This is a genomic window from Ruegeria sp. YTSC003 (genome assembly GCF_059609785.1).
Map to the genome: position 1 here is coordinate 34,797 of NZ_JBXWMK010000016.1, position 15,940 is coordinate 50,736.

12 protein-coding genes and 1 pseudogene are annotated in these 15,940 nt (G+C 56.6%); 8 read left to right on the forward strand and 5 right to left on the reverse strand.

Annotation, left to right across the window (positions count from 1 at the left end):
• Positions 1–12 precede the first annotated feature (12 nt).
• Genes AC2FFH_RS21180 through AC2FFH_RS21200 form a run of 5 tightly spaced genes read left to right on the forward strand, consistent with a single transcriptional unit; the run spans position 13 to position 5,859 of the window.
• Positions 13–996 carry a BMP family protein gene (locus AC2FFH_RS21180; protein WP_058281138.1) on the forward strand — a complete coding sequence of 328 codons (984 nt, stop codon included), beginning with the start codon at positions 13–15 and terminating at the stop codon, positions 994–996.
• On the forward strand, positions 965–2,371 hold the full coding sequence (locus tag AC2FFH_RS21185) for an amidase (RefSeq protein WP_496845267.1): 1,407 nt from the start codon (positions 965–967) through the stop codon (positions 2,369–2,371). Before AC2FFH_RS21180 ends, AC2FFH_RS21185 begins: the two co-directional genes overlap by 32 nt.
• Positions 2,368–3,888 carry an ABC transporter ATP-binding protein gene (locus tag AC2FFH_RS21190; protein ID WP_496845268.1) on the forward strand — a complete coding sequence of 507 codons (1,521 nt, stop codon included), beginning with the start codon at positions 2,368–2,370 and terminating at the stop codon, positions 3,886–3,888. Before AC2FFH_RS21185 ends, AC2FFH_RS21190 begins: the two co-directional genes overlap by 4 nt.
• The gene (locus AC2FFH_RS21195) at positions 3,878–4,921 is read left to right on the forward strand and encodes an ABC transporter permease (protein WP_496781035.1); all 1,044 of its coding nucleotides are present in this window, start codon (positions 3,878–3,880) and stop codon (positions 4,919–4,921) included. Before AC2FFH_RS21190 ends, AC2FFH_RS21195 begins: the two co-directional genes overlap by 11 nt.
• Entirely contained in the window at positions 4,918–5,859 is a 942-nt protein-coding gene (locus AC2FFH_RS21200; protein WP_496770426.1) for an ABC transporter permease, read from the forward strand. The genes AC2FFH_RS21195 and AC2FFH_RS21200 overlap by 4 nt, the downstream gene beginning before the upstream one ends.
• Positions 5,860–6,043: 184 nt before the next feature.
• Here AC2FFH_RS21200 and AC2FFH_RS21205 read toward each other — a convergent pair.
• A pseudogene (locus tag AC2FFH_RS21205) lies at positions 6,044–6,476 on the reverse strand (IS6 family transposase); the annotation flags it as partial.
• A 126-nt stretch (positions 6,477–6,602) separates the two neighbouring features.
• A protein-coding gene (locus AC2FFH_RS21210; protein ID WP_496845269.1) for an IS6 family transposase occupies positions 6,603–7,285 on the reverse strand; the annotation gives its coding sequence in 2 pieces (ribosomal slippage) (positions 6,603–6,991 and positions 6,991–7,285; 684 coding nt in all).
• 104 nt (positions 7,286–7,389) lie between these two features.
• On the opposite strand from AC2FFH_RS21210, the gene AC2FFH_RS21215 reads away from it, so the two are divergent.
• Complete coding sequence (locus tag AC2FFH_RS21215; RefSeq protein ID WP_496845270.1) at positions 7,390–7,866, forward strand: GNAT family N-acetyltransferase; 477 nt, start codon at positions 7,390–7,392, stop codon at positions 7,864–7,866.
• Between the two features lie 466 nt (positions 7,867–8,332).
• Here the strand turns inward: AC2FFH_RS21215 and AC2FFH_RS21220 are convergent, their stop codons facing one another.
• Positions 8,333–11,533 carry a DUF8508 domain-containing protein gene (locus AC2FFH_RS21220; RefSeq protein WP_496845271.1) on the reverse strand — a complete coding sequence of 1,067 codons (3,201 nt, stop codon included), beginning with the start codon at positions 11,531–11,533 and terminating at the stop codon, positions 8,333–8,335.
• A gap of 574 nt (positions 11,534–12,107) precedes the next feature.
• Here AC2FFH_RS21220 and AC2FFH_RS21225 point away from each other — a divergent pair.
• Both AC2FFH_RS21225 and AC2FFH_RS21230 read left to right on the forward strand, forming a co-directional pair.
• Entirely contained in the window at positions 12,108–12,974 is an 867-nt protein-coding gene (locus AC2FFH_RS21225) for an NAD(P)-dependent oxidoreductase (RefSeq protein ID WP_496845272.1), read from the forward strand.
• Between the two features lie 101 nt (positions 12,975–13,075).
• Positions 13,076–13,747 carry an HAD family hydrolase gene (locus tag AC2FFH_RS21230; protein ID WP_496770629.1) on the forward strand — a complete coding sequence of 224 codons (672 nt, stop codon included), beginning with the start codon at positions 13,076–13,078 and terminating at the stop codon, positions 13,745–13,747.
• A gap of 698 nt (positions 13,748–14,445) precedes the next feature.
• On the opposite strand, the gene AC2FFH_RS21235 is transcribed toward AC2FFH_RS21230, so the two are convergent.
• Complete coding sequence (locus AC2FFH_RS21235; protein WP_496770633.1) at positions 14,446–15,543, reverse strand: M56 family metallopeptidase; 1,098 nt, start codon at positions 15,541–15,543, stop codon at positions 14,446–14,448.
• Positions 15,530–15,925 (reverse strand): BlaI/MecI/CopY family transcriptional regulator, encoded by a 396-nt coding sequence (locus AC2FFH_RS21240; RefSeq protein WP_170559558.1) that lies wholly within the window; start codon positions 15,923–15,925, stop codon positions 15,530–15,532. Before AC2FFH_RS21240 ends, AC2FFH_RS21235 begins: the two co-directional genes overlap by 14 nt.
• Between the last annotated feature and the right edge of the window lie 15 nt (positions 15,926–15,940).

The following is a 15,940-nucleotide window of genomic DNA, read 5'->3' on the forward strand; positions in this document are numbered from 1 at the left end:
GAGGATCTACCAATGAAACTCACCACAACCCGCCGTCAACTGATGGTCGGCGCTGCGGCCACACTGGCCCTGCCGGCTTATGTCCGTCGCGTGAACGCACAATCTGCGACCCGAGTCGCTGGCGTGCATATGTCTCCTGTCGAAAACGCGTGGAACAGTCGTATCCACGTTGCGATGCAGGAGGCCGCCGACGCTGGTCTGATCGAATATGAGTTCTCGGAAGGTGTGGCTCCGACCGACTATCCCCGCGCGATGCGCGAGTATGCCGAAGGTGGCGCGCAGATCATTTGGGGCGAGTCCTACGCCGTGGAACGCGAAGCACGCGAAGTGGCGGGCGATTACCCGGATACCGCTTTCCTCATGGGCTCTTCCGGTGGGCCGGAAGGGGACAATTTCGGCGTCTTCGGCACCCGCAACCACGAGGCGGCCTATTTGGCCGGTATGCTTGCGGGCCAAATGTCAGAAAGCAATGTCTTTGGTTCGGTCGGCGGTTATCCGATCCCCGAAGTGAACCTGTTGATCAATGCCTTCCGAATGGGGGTGACCGAGGTGAACCCAGATGCCACCTTCGTCAACGGTTTTATCGGAGCATGGTTTGATCCAGCCCGCGCGCAAGAAGCTGCAATTGCCCAGATCGATGCGGGCGCGGATGTCCTGTTTGGTGAGCGCATTGGCACCGCGGATGCCGCCCAAGCCCGGGGCGTGAAGGCCATCGGTTCGCTTATCGACTATACCCCTCGCTATCCAGGCACAGTCTTTGCCAACGCGATCTGGAATTACGGTCCTACTATCGAGGCTATCGTAGCCGACGTTCAGGCCGGTAACCCAACGGGGCGCAACTACACAGAATATTCCTTCATGGCCCATGGCGGCAACGAGCTGATCTATGTCGCCGATGAAGTGCCTGCTGACGCCATCCCGGCGATGGAGGCTAAACAGGCCGCGATCCAATCCGGCGAATGGGATGTTCCGATCGACGAAAGCGAGCCCTCCTGATCACGAGGGCTTTGACGTGACCGATGCCACGGCTCTTGCGGCCGCCATTACGTCAGGGCAGATCACTGCCTTCGACGTGATGGAGGCAAGCCTTTATGCCTGCCACGCGCAGGCGGATTTGGGGGCTGTGGCATTTCTAGACGAAGACATGGCGCGCGCCGGGGCAAGGGCAGCAGACGCATTGCCATCTGACCAGCGCGGTCCATTTCATGGGGTTCCATTTTTGGTCAAAGACCTCGGTGGTTTCGCAAAAGGGCTACCCGCTGCGGCAGGATCTGCAGCAATCCGAGCACAAGCGCGTAAACCCGAAAGTGACAGCTACCTGTTGCAAGATTTGCACCAAACCGGCTTGATCCCTTTTGGCTTGACTACAACACCCCCATTCGGCCTTTCCCTGACATGCGAACCAGATGGCATGGCTGCGACCCGAAATCCATGGAATCCCGCGCTGACACCCGGTGGTTCATCTGGCGGCGCTGCGGCTGCGGTTGCAGCCGGTATCGTTGCAATTGCTCATGCCACGGATGCAGCCGGATCCATCAGAGTACCTGCAGCGTGTTGTGGTTTGACCGGGCTCAAGCCGTCTCGTGGTGCGGTGCCCGGAGGCCCTGATTTTGCCAATCATCTGATGGGCATAGCATCTGAGCTAGTCTTGGCGCGCTCGGTTCGCGACGTGGAGACCGCCCTTCATGCTGTAGTCCGGCCAATGGCCCCGGTGCACTTCCCAAAACGTCCCCGTGTCGCGGTGGCATTGCCGGATCGTTGTGGACCTGATCAGCGCAAAGCTGCAGAAGGTGCTGCCGACGCGCTGCGCGACGCAGGCTGTGAAGTGCATAATGTTCGTGCCCCCGACCGGATTGGGGCTGAAGCTCATGAAATCGCCCGAACCATACTGGCTGTTTCGTTGGCTGAATGGCTGACCGCACTCAAAATCTCGGATGATCAGGTCCCCCCGCTCGCAGCCGCCTTGGCTACTGAGGGTCGTGCGACACCTGCCACCGCGCTTTTTGCGGCCTCGCGACAGCTGGCACGCCTGACAAATCGCTCCCGCAAGCTTTTCAAATCCGCCGATGCCATCCTGATGCCGGTCCTATCGTCTGCACCACCCGTCGTCGGCACTTTGGATCTGTCTGGCACTTCCCCCGATGAACACATGGCGCGGCTGGAAGCTTTTGCCCCAAACGCCGCGCTTGCCAATGTTGCGGGCTTGCCAGCCCTGGCGCTGCCTTTTGGCATGGCAAATGACCTTTCTCTCGGTGTGCAACTGATTGGTCCCACCGGCGCCGATTTCACACTGCTAAAACTCGGTGCACTTATCGAGACCCGCGCGCCCGCACTTTCCTTTCCGTCCCCAATCGCAGGCCTACCCGCATGACCAAGGTTCTGGAGCTTCACGGCATCACCAAGCGTTTTGGAACGCTTACCGCAAATGATGATGTGACCCTGACACTGGCGGAGGGGGAAATCCTTGCGCTTCTGGGTGAAAATGGTGCGGGTAAGACGACGCTGATGAATATCCTGTTCGGCCATTATGCAGCCGACGCAGGCTCTGTCAGGGTGTTCGGCGAAGAGCTGCCTCCGGGCCTTCCACGCGCAGCGATCGAGGTGGGTGTGGGAATGGTTCACCAGCACTTCACGCTTGCGGGCAACCTCACCGTTCTTGAAAACGTCATGCTTGGCTCCGAACCCTTGACGCGCGCGCGTTCCGCTCGTGGTGAGGCGCGCGAAAAGCTGTTGCAGATCGCAGAGCGGTTTGGCCTGCCCGTGAACCCCGAGGCCAAGGTTCGGTCGCTTTCCGTAGGAGAACGCCAGCGTGTTGAAATTCTTAAAGCGCTCTACCGCGACGCGCGCATATTGATCCTGGATGAACCTACCGCCGTTCTGGCCCGGCCCGAGGCGATGCGCCTGTTCGAGACCCTGCGCGACATGACGAAAGAGGGTCTTTCGCTTATCTTCATCAGCCACAAACTGCATGAGGTCATGGCTGCCTCTGACCGTGTGGCAGTGCTACGCGGCGGCAAGATGGTTGCAGAACGCAAAACCTCTGAAACCAACCCCGGAGAGCTGGCGGAACTGATGGTTGGCCGCAAAGTGGAACGGCCCGTACGCCATGACCATAAGATTGGCGCGCCAGTTTTGATTGCAAAAAATGTGCGCGTGGAAGAGGACGGTGAGTTGCGTCTGGATGACGTGTCATTCACCGTCCATACTGGTGAAATCCTTGGTATCGTTGGCGTTTCAGGCAATGGTCAGGCTTCGCTCGGCGGGTTGCTTTCTGGGCTGCTTCACCCAAGCGCCGGGCAGCTGACACTTCTGGACGAAGATATCGGTCATCTGGGGCCGCGCGGCATGATCCGTGCGGGGGCTGGTAGAGTACCGGAAGACCGACACGCGGAAGGCGTAGTAGGCGAGTTGAGCCTGTGGGAAAATGCGGTGCTCGAACGGCTGCGTACACCAGAGTTTTCGCGCCGCGGCTTTGTCCGGCAAGGCGCCGCTCGCGATTACACCTCAGGGCTGATCGAACGTTTTGATATCCGTGGTGCCAGTCCCGACACGCGAACAAGGCTGTTGTCTGGCGGCAATATGCAAAAGCTTATCCTCGGTCGGGTCCTGACCAACGGACCGCGTTTTGTGCTCGCCAACCAGCCGACGCGCGGCCTTGATGAAGGGGCAATTGCCGCCGTTCATGCCGAGCTTTTGGCTGCCCGGGCCGAAGGCGCAGCAATCTTGCTCATCTCTGAAGAACTGGAAGAAGCCGTGGCCCTGTCAGACCGTATACAGGCCATCGTTAAAGGGCGCTTGTCGGAGCCCATATCCGCCAACGAGGCTGACCCGCAACGTCTTGGCCTGATGATGGCGGGTGTTTGGAAGGAAAATGATGATGCGGCTTGAACGACGCACACATGTGCCACTGCACCTTGTGATCATTGCGCCGCTGGCCGCGATCTTTACTGCGTTACTTCTCGCTGCGGGTCTCATCGCAGCTGCGGGTGTAAACCCACTCACGGCGTATGGCGAAATGCTGACTGGTGCGCTTGGCTCCCGCCTTTCGATCACCGAGATGCTGACCCGCGCCACACCGCTCATTTTCACAGGGCTTGCTGCGGCAGTCGCCTTCCGCGCGCGACTTTGGAACATCGGAGGTGAGGGGCAGTTCTTTGTTGGTGCGCTGGTCACCGCTTGGATCGGGCATTCGCTCGGGGTTCCGGGATGGATTGGTATTCCACTTTTGATGCTAGCAGGCATGACTGCGGGCGCGGCTCTTTTGGCGGGACCTGCCTATTTGCGCCTGCGTTTCGGGGTGGATGAGGTGGTGACGACCCTTCTGCTCAACTTCATCGTAATCCTTTTTGTGGGCCTCATGATTGAAGGCCCGATGCGCGATCCGTTGGCCTTTGGGTGGCCCTCTTCAGTGCCCGTAGACGGAGATTTTCGGCTCCCGGATCTGATCCCGCGCACGCGTCTGCATATCGGGCTGCTTTTTGCCATCGCAGCAGCAGGCGCCGTTTGGCTGATCCTGGCGCGCACGGTTTTTGGCGCTGAAACGCGCGCCGCAGGTTTGAACGCCAGTGCCGCTGCCTTTGCCGGAATATCCCTACCCCGAACGATCATGGGCGTAGCTCTGCTTTCGGGCGCCCTGGCGGGGCTCGCCGGGTCTGTCGAAGTCATGGGTGTAACGGCAGGGGTCACCACCACCATGAGCCCCGGTTTTGGCTATGCAGGCATCGTTGTCGCCATGCTCGCCGCCTTGCATCCGGCCGGCGTCGTTGCTGCCGCTGTTTTCGTTGCCACAGTCTTCGTCGGGGCCGACGCTATGAGCCGCGCAACCGGTGTTCCCAGTTTCATCGCTGATGTGATTGTAGCGCTCTGTTTGCTTACCATGATCGTGGCCCTTCTTTTCACAACCTACCGGGTGCGCCGATGAGTGATGCAATTGATCTGCTGCTGAATACCAGCTTGTGGGCTTCCGTGTTGCGTATTGCCACGCCACTCATATTCGGCGTCCTTGGCGCATTGCTCTGCGAACGTTCGGGCGTGCTCAATCTGGGAATCGAGGGGATCATGACCATGGGCGCGATGAGCGGATGGCTTGCCGTCTACATGGGTGCACCGTTGCTCGTGGGCCTGATGATTGCGGCCCTTTGCGGCGCCGTGATGGGCTTGCTGCATGCCATGCTGACGGTTCCGCTTGGGCTTTCGCAACATGTATCGGGGCTTGGTATTACGCTGTTTGCATCTGCTTTGGCCTACTACCTCTACAGGCTACTTGTCGAAGTGGGTGACTTGCCCCCAACGATAGAGCCTTTCCAGCCACTCAATGTTCCTGGGCTTTCCGACATACCTGTTCTAGGTCCGATCCTGTTTTCCCAGGCCCTGCCGACTTATCTGGCGCTCTTTGCTGTGGCTGCAATGGCGTATGTCCTTGCCCGAACACCGTTAGGGCTGGCCATTCGGATGACCGGTGAAAACCCGCATGCGGTCGAGGCGCAGGGGTTGAACCCCATCCGCATCCGCATCGGCGCAGTTGTTGTCGGATCGGCTTTGATGGCGGTGGGCGGGGCTTTCCTGACGACAACGGCGTTTAACAGCTTTTTCCCGGGTATGGTTCAGGGGCGGGGCTGGATTTGCATTGCGCTGGTCGTCTTCGCCAGCTGGCGGCCCGGCAAGGCGCTGATTGGCGCGGTATTATTCGCATTCTTTGATGCATACCAGCTGCGGCTGCAGACTGCGATTGAAGGCGTACCCTACCAGCTCTTCCTGATGGCGCCTTACGTACTTTCCATCGTCGCGCTCGTCCTTGTCGCCCGCAGAGCCGAAATACCTGCCGCGTTGATGGCACCCTACCGGCGCGGAGAACGTTAGCGGCATTCGTTCGCGCATATTGGCCGGAATTGAACAAGAAAAAAGAATTCGCACTGCAAGACTGAACGGGTGTTGTCGCGATAACTTGCGGCGCACCAAGGAATGCTGATACCCGGATCTCAAGCGGCTTAGTTTGCGGCATTCCTAGCGTCAAATGGCCGAAACGGTGATTTCGGATTGTTTAGGCTGAGCGACGACGTGCTGGGACACAGAAGCAATTCCGAACGGCTGAATGGGTTGCCACGAACCTCTGAAAGCCGCCTGGAGACAGATGGCCTTGCATCGTCCGTTCCCGTTTTCGGAATGCGAGATGGCTGTTTTCAGCGCGGTTATTGAGACCCGTGTGCGACCAATGCTTCAAATCTTGAGCGACCTCGCGCCCAGCGGCGCCATATGAGCGCAGCTTGTCTGTGATGGCTTGCTTGGGAATGAAGCCGAGGCGTTTTTTTCAGGTGGCGTAAAAGGCGTTTTGCAGCCCGTTTGCCCCAATTCGGTTGGAGGACTTCGCCCAGCACAACGCCATGCTGATCGACTGCGCGCCAAAGCCAATACTTGCGACCAGAGATGCTCACGACAACTTCATCAAGGAGCCAGACGTCGCCTTGTCGACCCTGTTTCCAAAACCCCGGACGAGATGCATAAACAGACAAACTGCATATCCAGAAGAGATCATCAATGTTTTCACGCGAGGTTCTGTCGCAAACTTTTCAGATGGCAGAGCATTAGTGGAATTGGTGAGCGGTTTACCCTGCCAGTTGGGCGAACTGCTGAAACGGACGGAGGCCGGTTGTGAATTGGCCTTTGCGGATCATGTTGACCATTTCTATGCCTGCCAGGACGGATGCGGCTGAAGCGAAAGATTTGAATCCCAGCATGGGTCTGATCCTTCGTTTGATGAAACGGTGATCTTGCTCAATGATGTTATTGAGGTATTTCTGCCTGACCAATTCGATCGGGATCGGGCAGCCATAGCTTTTGAGCATCTTGCTGATCGCCTTGATGCCAGCTGTATTGGCTCCACTTTTGTCGATGACGATCTTGCGCGGTAGACCGTTCACCTCAAGCGCGCGGGCGAAGAACTTCGTCGCTGCGGCTTTATTCCGGCGATGGGACAACATGAAATCTAGGGTTTTCCGTGGTTGTCGATCACTCGGCAAAGAAAAGCCCACACGCCTTTCACTATCACATTGGTTTCATCCATGCGCCACGAACGGTCGGCGGGGCGCTTTCTATACCGTGCTGCTTCGGCAATGGGACCAGTATATCGACTGACCCAACGGTTCAGCGTAGCATGATCCAGATCAACGCCGCGTTCCGCCATGATTTCTTCCAGACCCCGGTATGACACACCGTAGCGCAAGCAGAAGAAAACCGCGTGCAAGATCACGTCTTTCGGAAAATGCGTGCCCTTAAATGAGATCGCCACGGGTTGCTCCTGTCATGTCCCGGCACGCGTTAACAGAACTGCGTTCAATCTGACAGGTGCGGTAGAGTTTGCGACAGAACCTACGGCGTGTCGCAAACGAGCACATGACAAAAATCACCTTCACGCGCCTACCCGAGATTGCGGTCGAGGATATTGCGGAGCATATGTCCGATCCAGTTCTGGCTCTGCACATGCCTTTGCTCCAAGGCAATTGGGATGAGCGGCGCACAGCTGACTTCGTGGCAATGAAGGAAGCCAAGTGGGCGCAGGACGGGTTGGGCCATTGGGCGATTCTGGCGGACGGCGCGTATGTGGGATGGGGCGGCTTTCAGCGTGAAGGTCCTGACTGGGACTTCGGCCTCGTGCTGAAACCCTCAGTCTTCGGGTTGGGGATGAGGATAACCGCTCAAGCGCTGGAGTTTGCGCACGGCGACGATCGTATCCCATCCGTGACGCTCCTGCTTCCTCCTAGTCGCACAAAGTTAGGGGCTTTGAAGCGCATGGGCGCAGAGTTTGATGGCGAGATGACACTCGATGGATCGCTGTTCCGAAAGTACCGCCTTGTAACCAGCGCCCCTTGAGACCAGCCCATGACCGGCCTTCGACTTGCAGTCAGGTTTCTGCGATCGCAACCCGCATTGCAGACATTCGCAGTAAGCGGAAATCACCTGCAGCTCAAACTAATGCTTCGCGCGTCGTTGCGACCGAACACTTTGATGGAAAAGACATTCACCAACTAAGGTACCCGCCGTCGGTGCGGATCGCGGCGAGGTACGGCGCTGAACCCCTTTTGGTCAATGCCGTGCGAGGCATTAGTGGCTGGCAGCCATGGCAAAGTTGCAGATGTATATTTTTCTGGACGTCAGATCAGATCAAACTTGCACGATTGTGATGCAAACTTCTTTTTTGCAACGCGTCACATTCAATGGCTCAAGCCGGCTAATCCATTCTGTTCGAATTTTCGAGGTTTCGAGTGTTCGTGATGCGGTAATATTGGCATGCAGTATGCCACACGGTGGTACTGGGGTGACCCCGTGTGGCATTGTCTTACGCAATCAGGTTTTGGTCGATCACCTCGAACGAGAATTCGTCGACTGTAAACATGGTGTCGTCGATCGCTGACAGCTCTACCGCATCAAAGGTTGTGCGCCCGAGTGAGCCCGAGAAATCACCGTCGTCAGCATCCGCCACCATGGTGCCGACAAGAACACCGTCATCGTAGAAGGCAACCTCGACTTCACCGCTGCCGTGACTGTCGCCAAAGCTAAAGATGAACTCCACTGCTTCTAGGTCCGTGTCTTCCAGAGCAATTCTGAGGCTTTCGTCACCGTCAACCGATGCAGCATCGCGGCTAAACAACGAGTCGTCGAATGAGAACACGCCAATCGCCCCATGTTTGATCGCAACCAGCTCGAAATTGGTTGGATCGATCGCATCCACTTTGATACCCACATCCGAAAACGTGAGACTGTTGCGCACCGGGCCAAGCCGGTCGACATCCACAACTTCGCCATCGATGCTTTCAAAGGCCTTGGTTTTGAACCAGCGGCCCGCTTCGAACTCAACGGCCAAACTCTGGGTTTCTGGAATGAACAGGCTTGCCACCATGGGATCGTGATCCGAGGCGCGCCCGCTGGTTGCGGCGAACTCTGAATTGACGTGAACGATGTCAACCTGTGCGCCGGAATGCAGATCCTCGGACACCAGAATATGATCCAACGACTGGCTGTTGCCCTGAAACTCAAAGCTATAGCGTTCGTCTTCCGGGATATCGTTTGTCAGGTTGACGAGGTCGGTATTGGCCTCAAGGTCAGCTACGGGTGAGACAAATTCAAATTCGTTGAAGTCACCCAACACAACTGCATTGGCGCCATCACCCAGTCCGTTGACGAAATCCTGAACAGCCTGGCTCTGGGCCTGGCGCTCATCCAGACTGCCGTTCACATCAACGTCTTCTTGGCGAGCGGCAAAGTCCTGTTCGGTTCCCAAGATAGGCGCAGAACCACCTTTGGATGAAAAGTGATTGTTGACCACCGTGACGGTTTCACCGTTGAAAACAAAATCTGCGACCAATGGCAAACGTGCGCCCTCAAAGGCCTCGCCTTCACCTTGCCCACTGATGGTCTGCACGGATCCTTCCACTAACGAGACACGATCAGGATTGTAGAGAAAGGCGGTGCGGATGTTGCCGCCGGGCTGACCCCCGGATGTTCCGTCCCCGATAAAGGTGTTGTCGATCACCTCATAAGCCGGACCACCCGCCGCCAAGATAGCTGCGGCCAGTTCCGCCAGGGTTTCCGACGCCGAAACGGTTCCGTCATCGTCCGAGCCCGAATTGTCCTGCACCTCTTGCAGACCAATGATGTCCGGGCTGTTGAGGTTATTGGTGATCTGCTCGGCAATGGCGGCAAACCGACCGTCGGCGACATCTTGGTCGCCGTCGCCATCATTGGGGTCGAGGTTAAGAACATTGTATGTCGCAATCGTCAGCTCGTTGCCTGAACTGGCTAGGGTGGTCGTTTCCTGTTCCAACCCTGCTGACTGGATATTTGGTGTAAAATCCTCGGTCGGCAGGATTTCGTAGTTTCCGAAACTATAGCCCACCACACCCGTGACGTCGCCAAGGTGATCGCCGACATTCACCGTGGGAAAGTCGAAATCGAAAATTCCACTGTCTTCGTCGATCTGGATTTTCTCAGGATTGAAGTCGTCTGGTGAGATATTGAGCGTTCCGCGCTCAGAAAGGCCGGTTGCGCCACTACCCTGATCGGCAACCGCAAAGATTTCACCGAACCGGCTGGTTCCGCTGACGGCTTGCAAATCCGTTGCAGTCACGCGCATCCCTTCCAGGCTTTCGAAGAAGTCGATGCCATCCTGGGTTGGATCGAATGAGGCAAACGCATCATCGTCGATGCTTTGGTTGGGCACCGCCCGCTCACCCGGATCATTGCCAATCAGAACCGCTTCGGGCAGCGCATTGCCCGATGACTGCACCTCCAGGTCAAAAACATTGGTCAGTTGGGTGGTCGGCAGGTTGCCACTGCCTGTGCCTCCGGGAAAGAACTCGGCAACGGTTCCACCCACGGAAATGGCGTCACCCACGGTGACGGTCGGGTTCGATCCAGTGAACACAAAAATCGCATCCGAGGTCGCATCGTTGCCATCGCCATCAGGGTCCTGCAGATAGAACCCGTTGGAATCCACCGCGGTGACGATGCCGCTGGTTGAAACCATGTCGCCCAGAACACTCGACGGTCCGGCGGGCAGGTTCGCGAAGAAATCCGCAACCGTTTGTCCATCTGCAAGAACAAATTCAGACACGTGGCCCGCGCCCTGGATTTCATAGATCGACACGATTTCAATGTCGCTTGCCGAGATGGACACCTCGACAACAGGGGCCAGAATACCGTCGAATGCGGGATCGTCCGAGGTTACCGTGTGCTGAATGTCCACGACCTCGGCCGCTTCGGGCAAATCGTCGTCAACGGCGGTGACGGCGATTTGTTGAGGCTGGTCAAAGTTGGTAGCGTCAAACACCAGTTCAGTTGGCACGACGTCAAGATCAGCCCCTGCGGCTATGGTGATCGTGACCGGCTGTTCGGGCGCGACTGACAACGTGACTTCATATGTATCTGCCATTCCCCCTTCATCGGTCGTCAGGTCCAAATCATTTATGATGACCGATGGCGAGGGCGCGGCATCCGTGACGGTGAACCCCGCAGGTTCAACATCTTCAATCCTGGTATTGCTGGTTTTCCAGTTGGCCGGGTCGTTGATGGCGGCCTGTAATTCGGCCTTTGTACCGGAAAGCGGGCCGCTATAAACACCGTTGTCGGTTTCGGTGAGGGCAATTGCGCTGGTGCCGACGGTCAACCCCGAGGGCAGTGCAGACGTATTCGACGATGTTGCGTCAGGCTCATATCCGTCCCCATTGAAATAAACCGATGCGACAAAACTGGGCGTGTCGTCGTCACCCTGATACGCGTGGATCTGATCACCGCTGGCCGAAAAGTTCGGCCCGGTAAATGCGGGGTTGATCACCATACCCGCAGCAATGTTTGCGGGTGCCGTCCAGACGAATATACCCTCACTGCTGCGGAAACCGCCGGCTGCGAACCAACCGTTATCAGTGAACTTGACCTCGGTTCCTGCCTCGATGTCGGTCAAAGCAACAAATGTGAACTCGTCGGGATTGTCGGAATTGAACCCGGTAAACGCAATGTCACCCGCAGCCAGTGTAGTAACCATGTGAGCCTCGCTTTTTTGATCTGGTGAAAAAACAGCGGGTCGGGATCCGACTCGCCACAGCACAACTCACGGTAGCTCAACCTGGAGATGTTAGTTACATGCCTGTTCGTAGCCGGCCTAATACGGCGGAGCTTTGCCGTCTGAAATCACGGCAAGGTATTTCGATCTGTGTTCTGCAGTCCAACGCTCTACGATCCGAGCCCAGGGTCTCCGTATTTTCTTGGGATGTCGGCCGGTACCGTCATGTGACTTTTTCGACGTAACTGGCGGGAAACCTTCGCTACCGACGAAATTTTAGTCTGGATGTGACGGCAGTAGGATGGACCAAGCCCTCGTGTAACTGACTTGTTCGAACTGTTGCGCACGGCCCGAACCGGATGAGGTGGATGGCTCCTTTCCTAGCAGTCGATGACAACTGCACTTTGGCACATTCGATGCCGGTGGAGCAGGAGCCACCCACCTCATCCGTTTTGAGCTCAAAGCGGAATATTAGATTCCCCGGCTCTCCCCTGTCATCCGTGATATCGTTTACAGGCTTGCGGTTGGTAAGCGGGGCACAATGGGGGAATTGGGGATGACGAGCGACATTACGGTTGTTGGACTGGGCGCAATGGGAACTGCTCTGGCAACCGCGCTCTTGGACTCCGGGCGTAACGTTACCGTCTGGAACCGCACGCAGGACAAAATGACCTCCTTGGTGGATCGGGGTGCGCGGGTGGCTGATGATTTGGATGAGGCCATTTCGGCAAGCCCCAGGACATTGATCTGCCTTCTCAACTACTCAACCACAAACGCTCTTTTTGATACTCCTCCAGTCTCAAAGGCGGCCGCCGGTAGAAACATTATTCAGCTTGGCACTTCGTCGCCGCAAGAATCAGAGGATAGTAGAAAGCAATTTAACAATTGGGGCGCAGGTTACCTTGACGGCACGATAATGTGTTGGCCAGGCGATATCGGAACGTCAACCGGCCGGATAGCGGTCGCCGGAGACGAAATCGCATTTTCAGATAGCAAGGCAAACCTTGACGTACTCGCCGGCGATTTACGCTACTTGGGTTCGAACGTCCGCTCGGCAGCGACTTTGGAGCTTGCGTTTCTTTCACGCCTCCTTGGCATCATATTTGGGAGTATTCATGGATCGCTCGTCTGCGAAGCAGAGGGATTGCCTGTGTCTGAGTTCACGTCCATCCTTCCCGCAGGTGACAGGGCTATCCCACTTACCGAAGCAATCCATGCAGGTTCCTTCGACGAGATTTCTGGCGGCGGCGCATCAGTTGAAGTGGCGGGAGAGGCGGTCACTGGGTTGTACGATCACGCTGTTTCTATGGGTATCAACACTGAACTACCAACTGTAATGCGCAATTGGGTCAAACGTGCGCAGGACGCTGGCTTTGGAAAACAGGAAACTGCAGCAATCATCAAAGCGCTTCGGAAAAATTGAGGCGCCAATTGTCCGCTGCGTCCTGCTTTGCGGCCTTTCCAATTCGCCAGAAAACGTTCATTCAAGCTACGCACACTCAAACCTCAGCACGGCCACCCCTTATGCCTCTTCCCACTCCCCAAGCCGTCGTATTCGATATGGATGGCCTGTTGCTCGACACCGAGCGTGTATACTTCGAGGGCTTCCGTACAACGCTTGACGCTCTCGGATTGCCGCGAGACGACGACCTGTTCCGTCGGCTAGTCGGCACAAACCGTGCGCTGGGACGCCGACTTTTAACCGAAGGGCTAGCTGGGCGCGTCACGCTGGAAGAATTTGATGCCGTCTGGGACGCCGAAATCGCGCAACGGCTGGCGGATTGCATCCCTGTCAAACCGGGTGCGCGCGCGATGGCAGAACACCTACGCGAGCGGGATATACCTTACATCATCGCCACCAGCACCCAGACAGAAAAGGCGCATCTGCATCTCGAGCGAGCGGGTCTCAGCGCGCTTTTTCGCGACGTAGTAGGCGGCGATCAGGTCGCTGCCAGCAAGCCTGCGCCAGATATCTACCTACATGCCACAGCACGCCTGGGTCAGGATCCGTCAAACTGCGTTGCGTTCGAGGATTCGCCCAACGGCGTCCGCGCGGCCCACGCGGCAGGCCTCATTACGGTGCAAGTCCCCGATATCGTCGCCCCCGACGCCGAACTACGTGCACTCGGGCATCACATCGCCAGCAACATCATCGCCGGGGCCCACGCGGTTGGTCTGATGGCAGTTCCGGAATAGAAAGCTGACCATCGCGCAAATGCAGCGAAAGCGCAGATTGTCCCGCCTACCTGTGAATTTGAGTCGTCTTGATCGCTGCGCTGAGCACGATTGACCGTTCTTCTCGCTGAGTAGCGGCAAGCTGACCAATGCTTGCGCAGCAGTTTTTTTGCTATGTGCTCACGCAGCACAAAACTGCGATGACCGGGTTGGGCTCGCACTGACACCTTCGCCGCGATCTGCACCAAAGCTCCTGTAACACCGGGCCACGTTTTGCCTGCGCGTGAGCTATTGGGTGATTTGTTGATGGCAACCGGTGACGCGGACCGAGCAGCGGAGGCGTATCAGTCCGTTCTAACATCTTCTCCCAATCGTAAACGAAGTATTCTTGGGATGGAGAAGGCGACAAAACAGTCAGTTAAAGCGGGGGTTTAATCCGCAAACAAGTAACGCGTTGACCCGCCCCTTGGAACTGCCACTAGATCAAACGGGGTGTTTGAGTCAGTGCGGCAAAACTGTGTATTGTCCTCTCACACACCATCTTTACCTGGCACCGAGCGTCCCCGAAGTCCGGCGGGTTATAGATCGCACTTATGCGAAACTGACAGAAGCTTGAAAAAACGGCTGAACGGAAGCGTTACAAAACGCCAGAATCCAATATTCTCGTATGTCGTTCTGACGCCGTCGAACTGGTTCAAACCGGAACTTTACAGCAGCGGTCAATTTCCTTGATTTCTAGCTTCCAGCCGCTCCAGATTTACAACTGTGGAAAGCATTAACCGATCATGGCTCCAATCCTGAGTTTGACGGATTGATGCAGAACCAATGGCAAGGACTGTAGCCAAGGTTAATGTCATCCCGAGAAACGCTGCTGGTAAGTGTGTCGTCGTGATTGGCGCCTCAGTCAGCGCGACTACGCGTTGCCGCAATACATGCTTTGCCTTGGTGCCGTTCACCAAAGCCACGTGAAGAACGCGTGGGTTACTCAAAGCGACTGACCGCGCACAATAGTCCAACAGGCAAGCGGTATAGTCTTTTGCGTTGATCCCTTTGCGCGACACCACAGATTGATCACAGGCCAGTTCCCGAAGTCGGTCAAACTGATGCTTCAATACAAGATAAGCCGGGTTCCAGAACAATACTGGTCGCAGGAGTTCGAAGCCCAATTCCCACTCCACATCCCTAGCACGGATATGCTGGAACTCATGAGCCAGCGCGAACCGGAGTTCGGCTGGCGCGTTCAACAGATGGCTGGGCAAAACGACATGCCGGCGACGCAAGCCCCGCACGGCAAAGGGCACGGTTACACGGTCGGACAGGCGAATATCTACATTCGATGAGCGGCGCCAAAGGAAGCTGGATTTTACAGCCTTACGAATAGCCCAAGCATCGCGCATTACCCTGATCGCCAACATTGCCGAAATCAGCGCCAGCGCGATCGAAGCGTAGGTTACAAAGGCATTGTTGCCGGACAATACGTGATCAATCCATCGCTCGCGGCTATTCAGCAGCGCTTCGAATTGCGCTGCTGGCATAGCGATGTCGCCGCGCAAGTAGGCGGCAACAGCAATGTCACCCAATGCCACTGCACGTCCCGGCCAAACCAGACCGGCAATTGTCGAAACACCCAGTGCCAAAAACGGGCTCAGTACAACACAAATGCATAGCGTCTTGAGGGAACGGAGTTGCGCAACAAAGCCATATCGCATCGATGTTCGACCCAACGCCGCGCGGGCAGCCAGCCAAATTAACGCTGACAATCCAAGCACAATATTGAACTCGAGAAACGCGTCGAGAACCGGTTTAACCGCCGTCATTTTGCAGTCTCCTCTCTACCAGTGCTCGAATTTCCTCCAGATCATCTTCTGTCAGTCCCGCATCGTCGACCAGCCTTGCAACCAACGTTGCAGGGGTGTCGTCGAACAACGTCCGGGAAAGATTTTGCAGCGAACGCGACTGATACCTGTCTTTTTCCAGAAGTGGCCGATACGTCAGCGACTTGCCGTTTTTCTCACTTTCTACAAATCCCTTTTCATCGAGGATGCGCAAAATTGTTGCGCCAGATGTGTAGGCCAGATTTCGATCCGGCGGCAAACGATCAAGAACATCTCGGACTGAGCCCTGACCCAGCGCCCAGAGCTCGTTCATGAACTCCAGCTCTACTTCGGTCAGTAAGTTTGTTGTTTTTTTCTTTCGCATCAGTCTCGGTGTCGC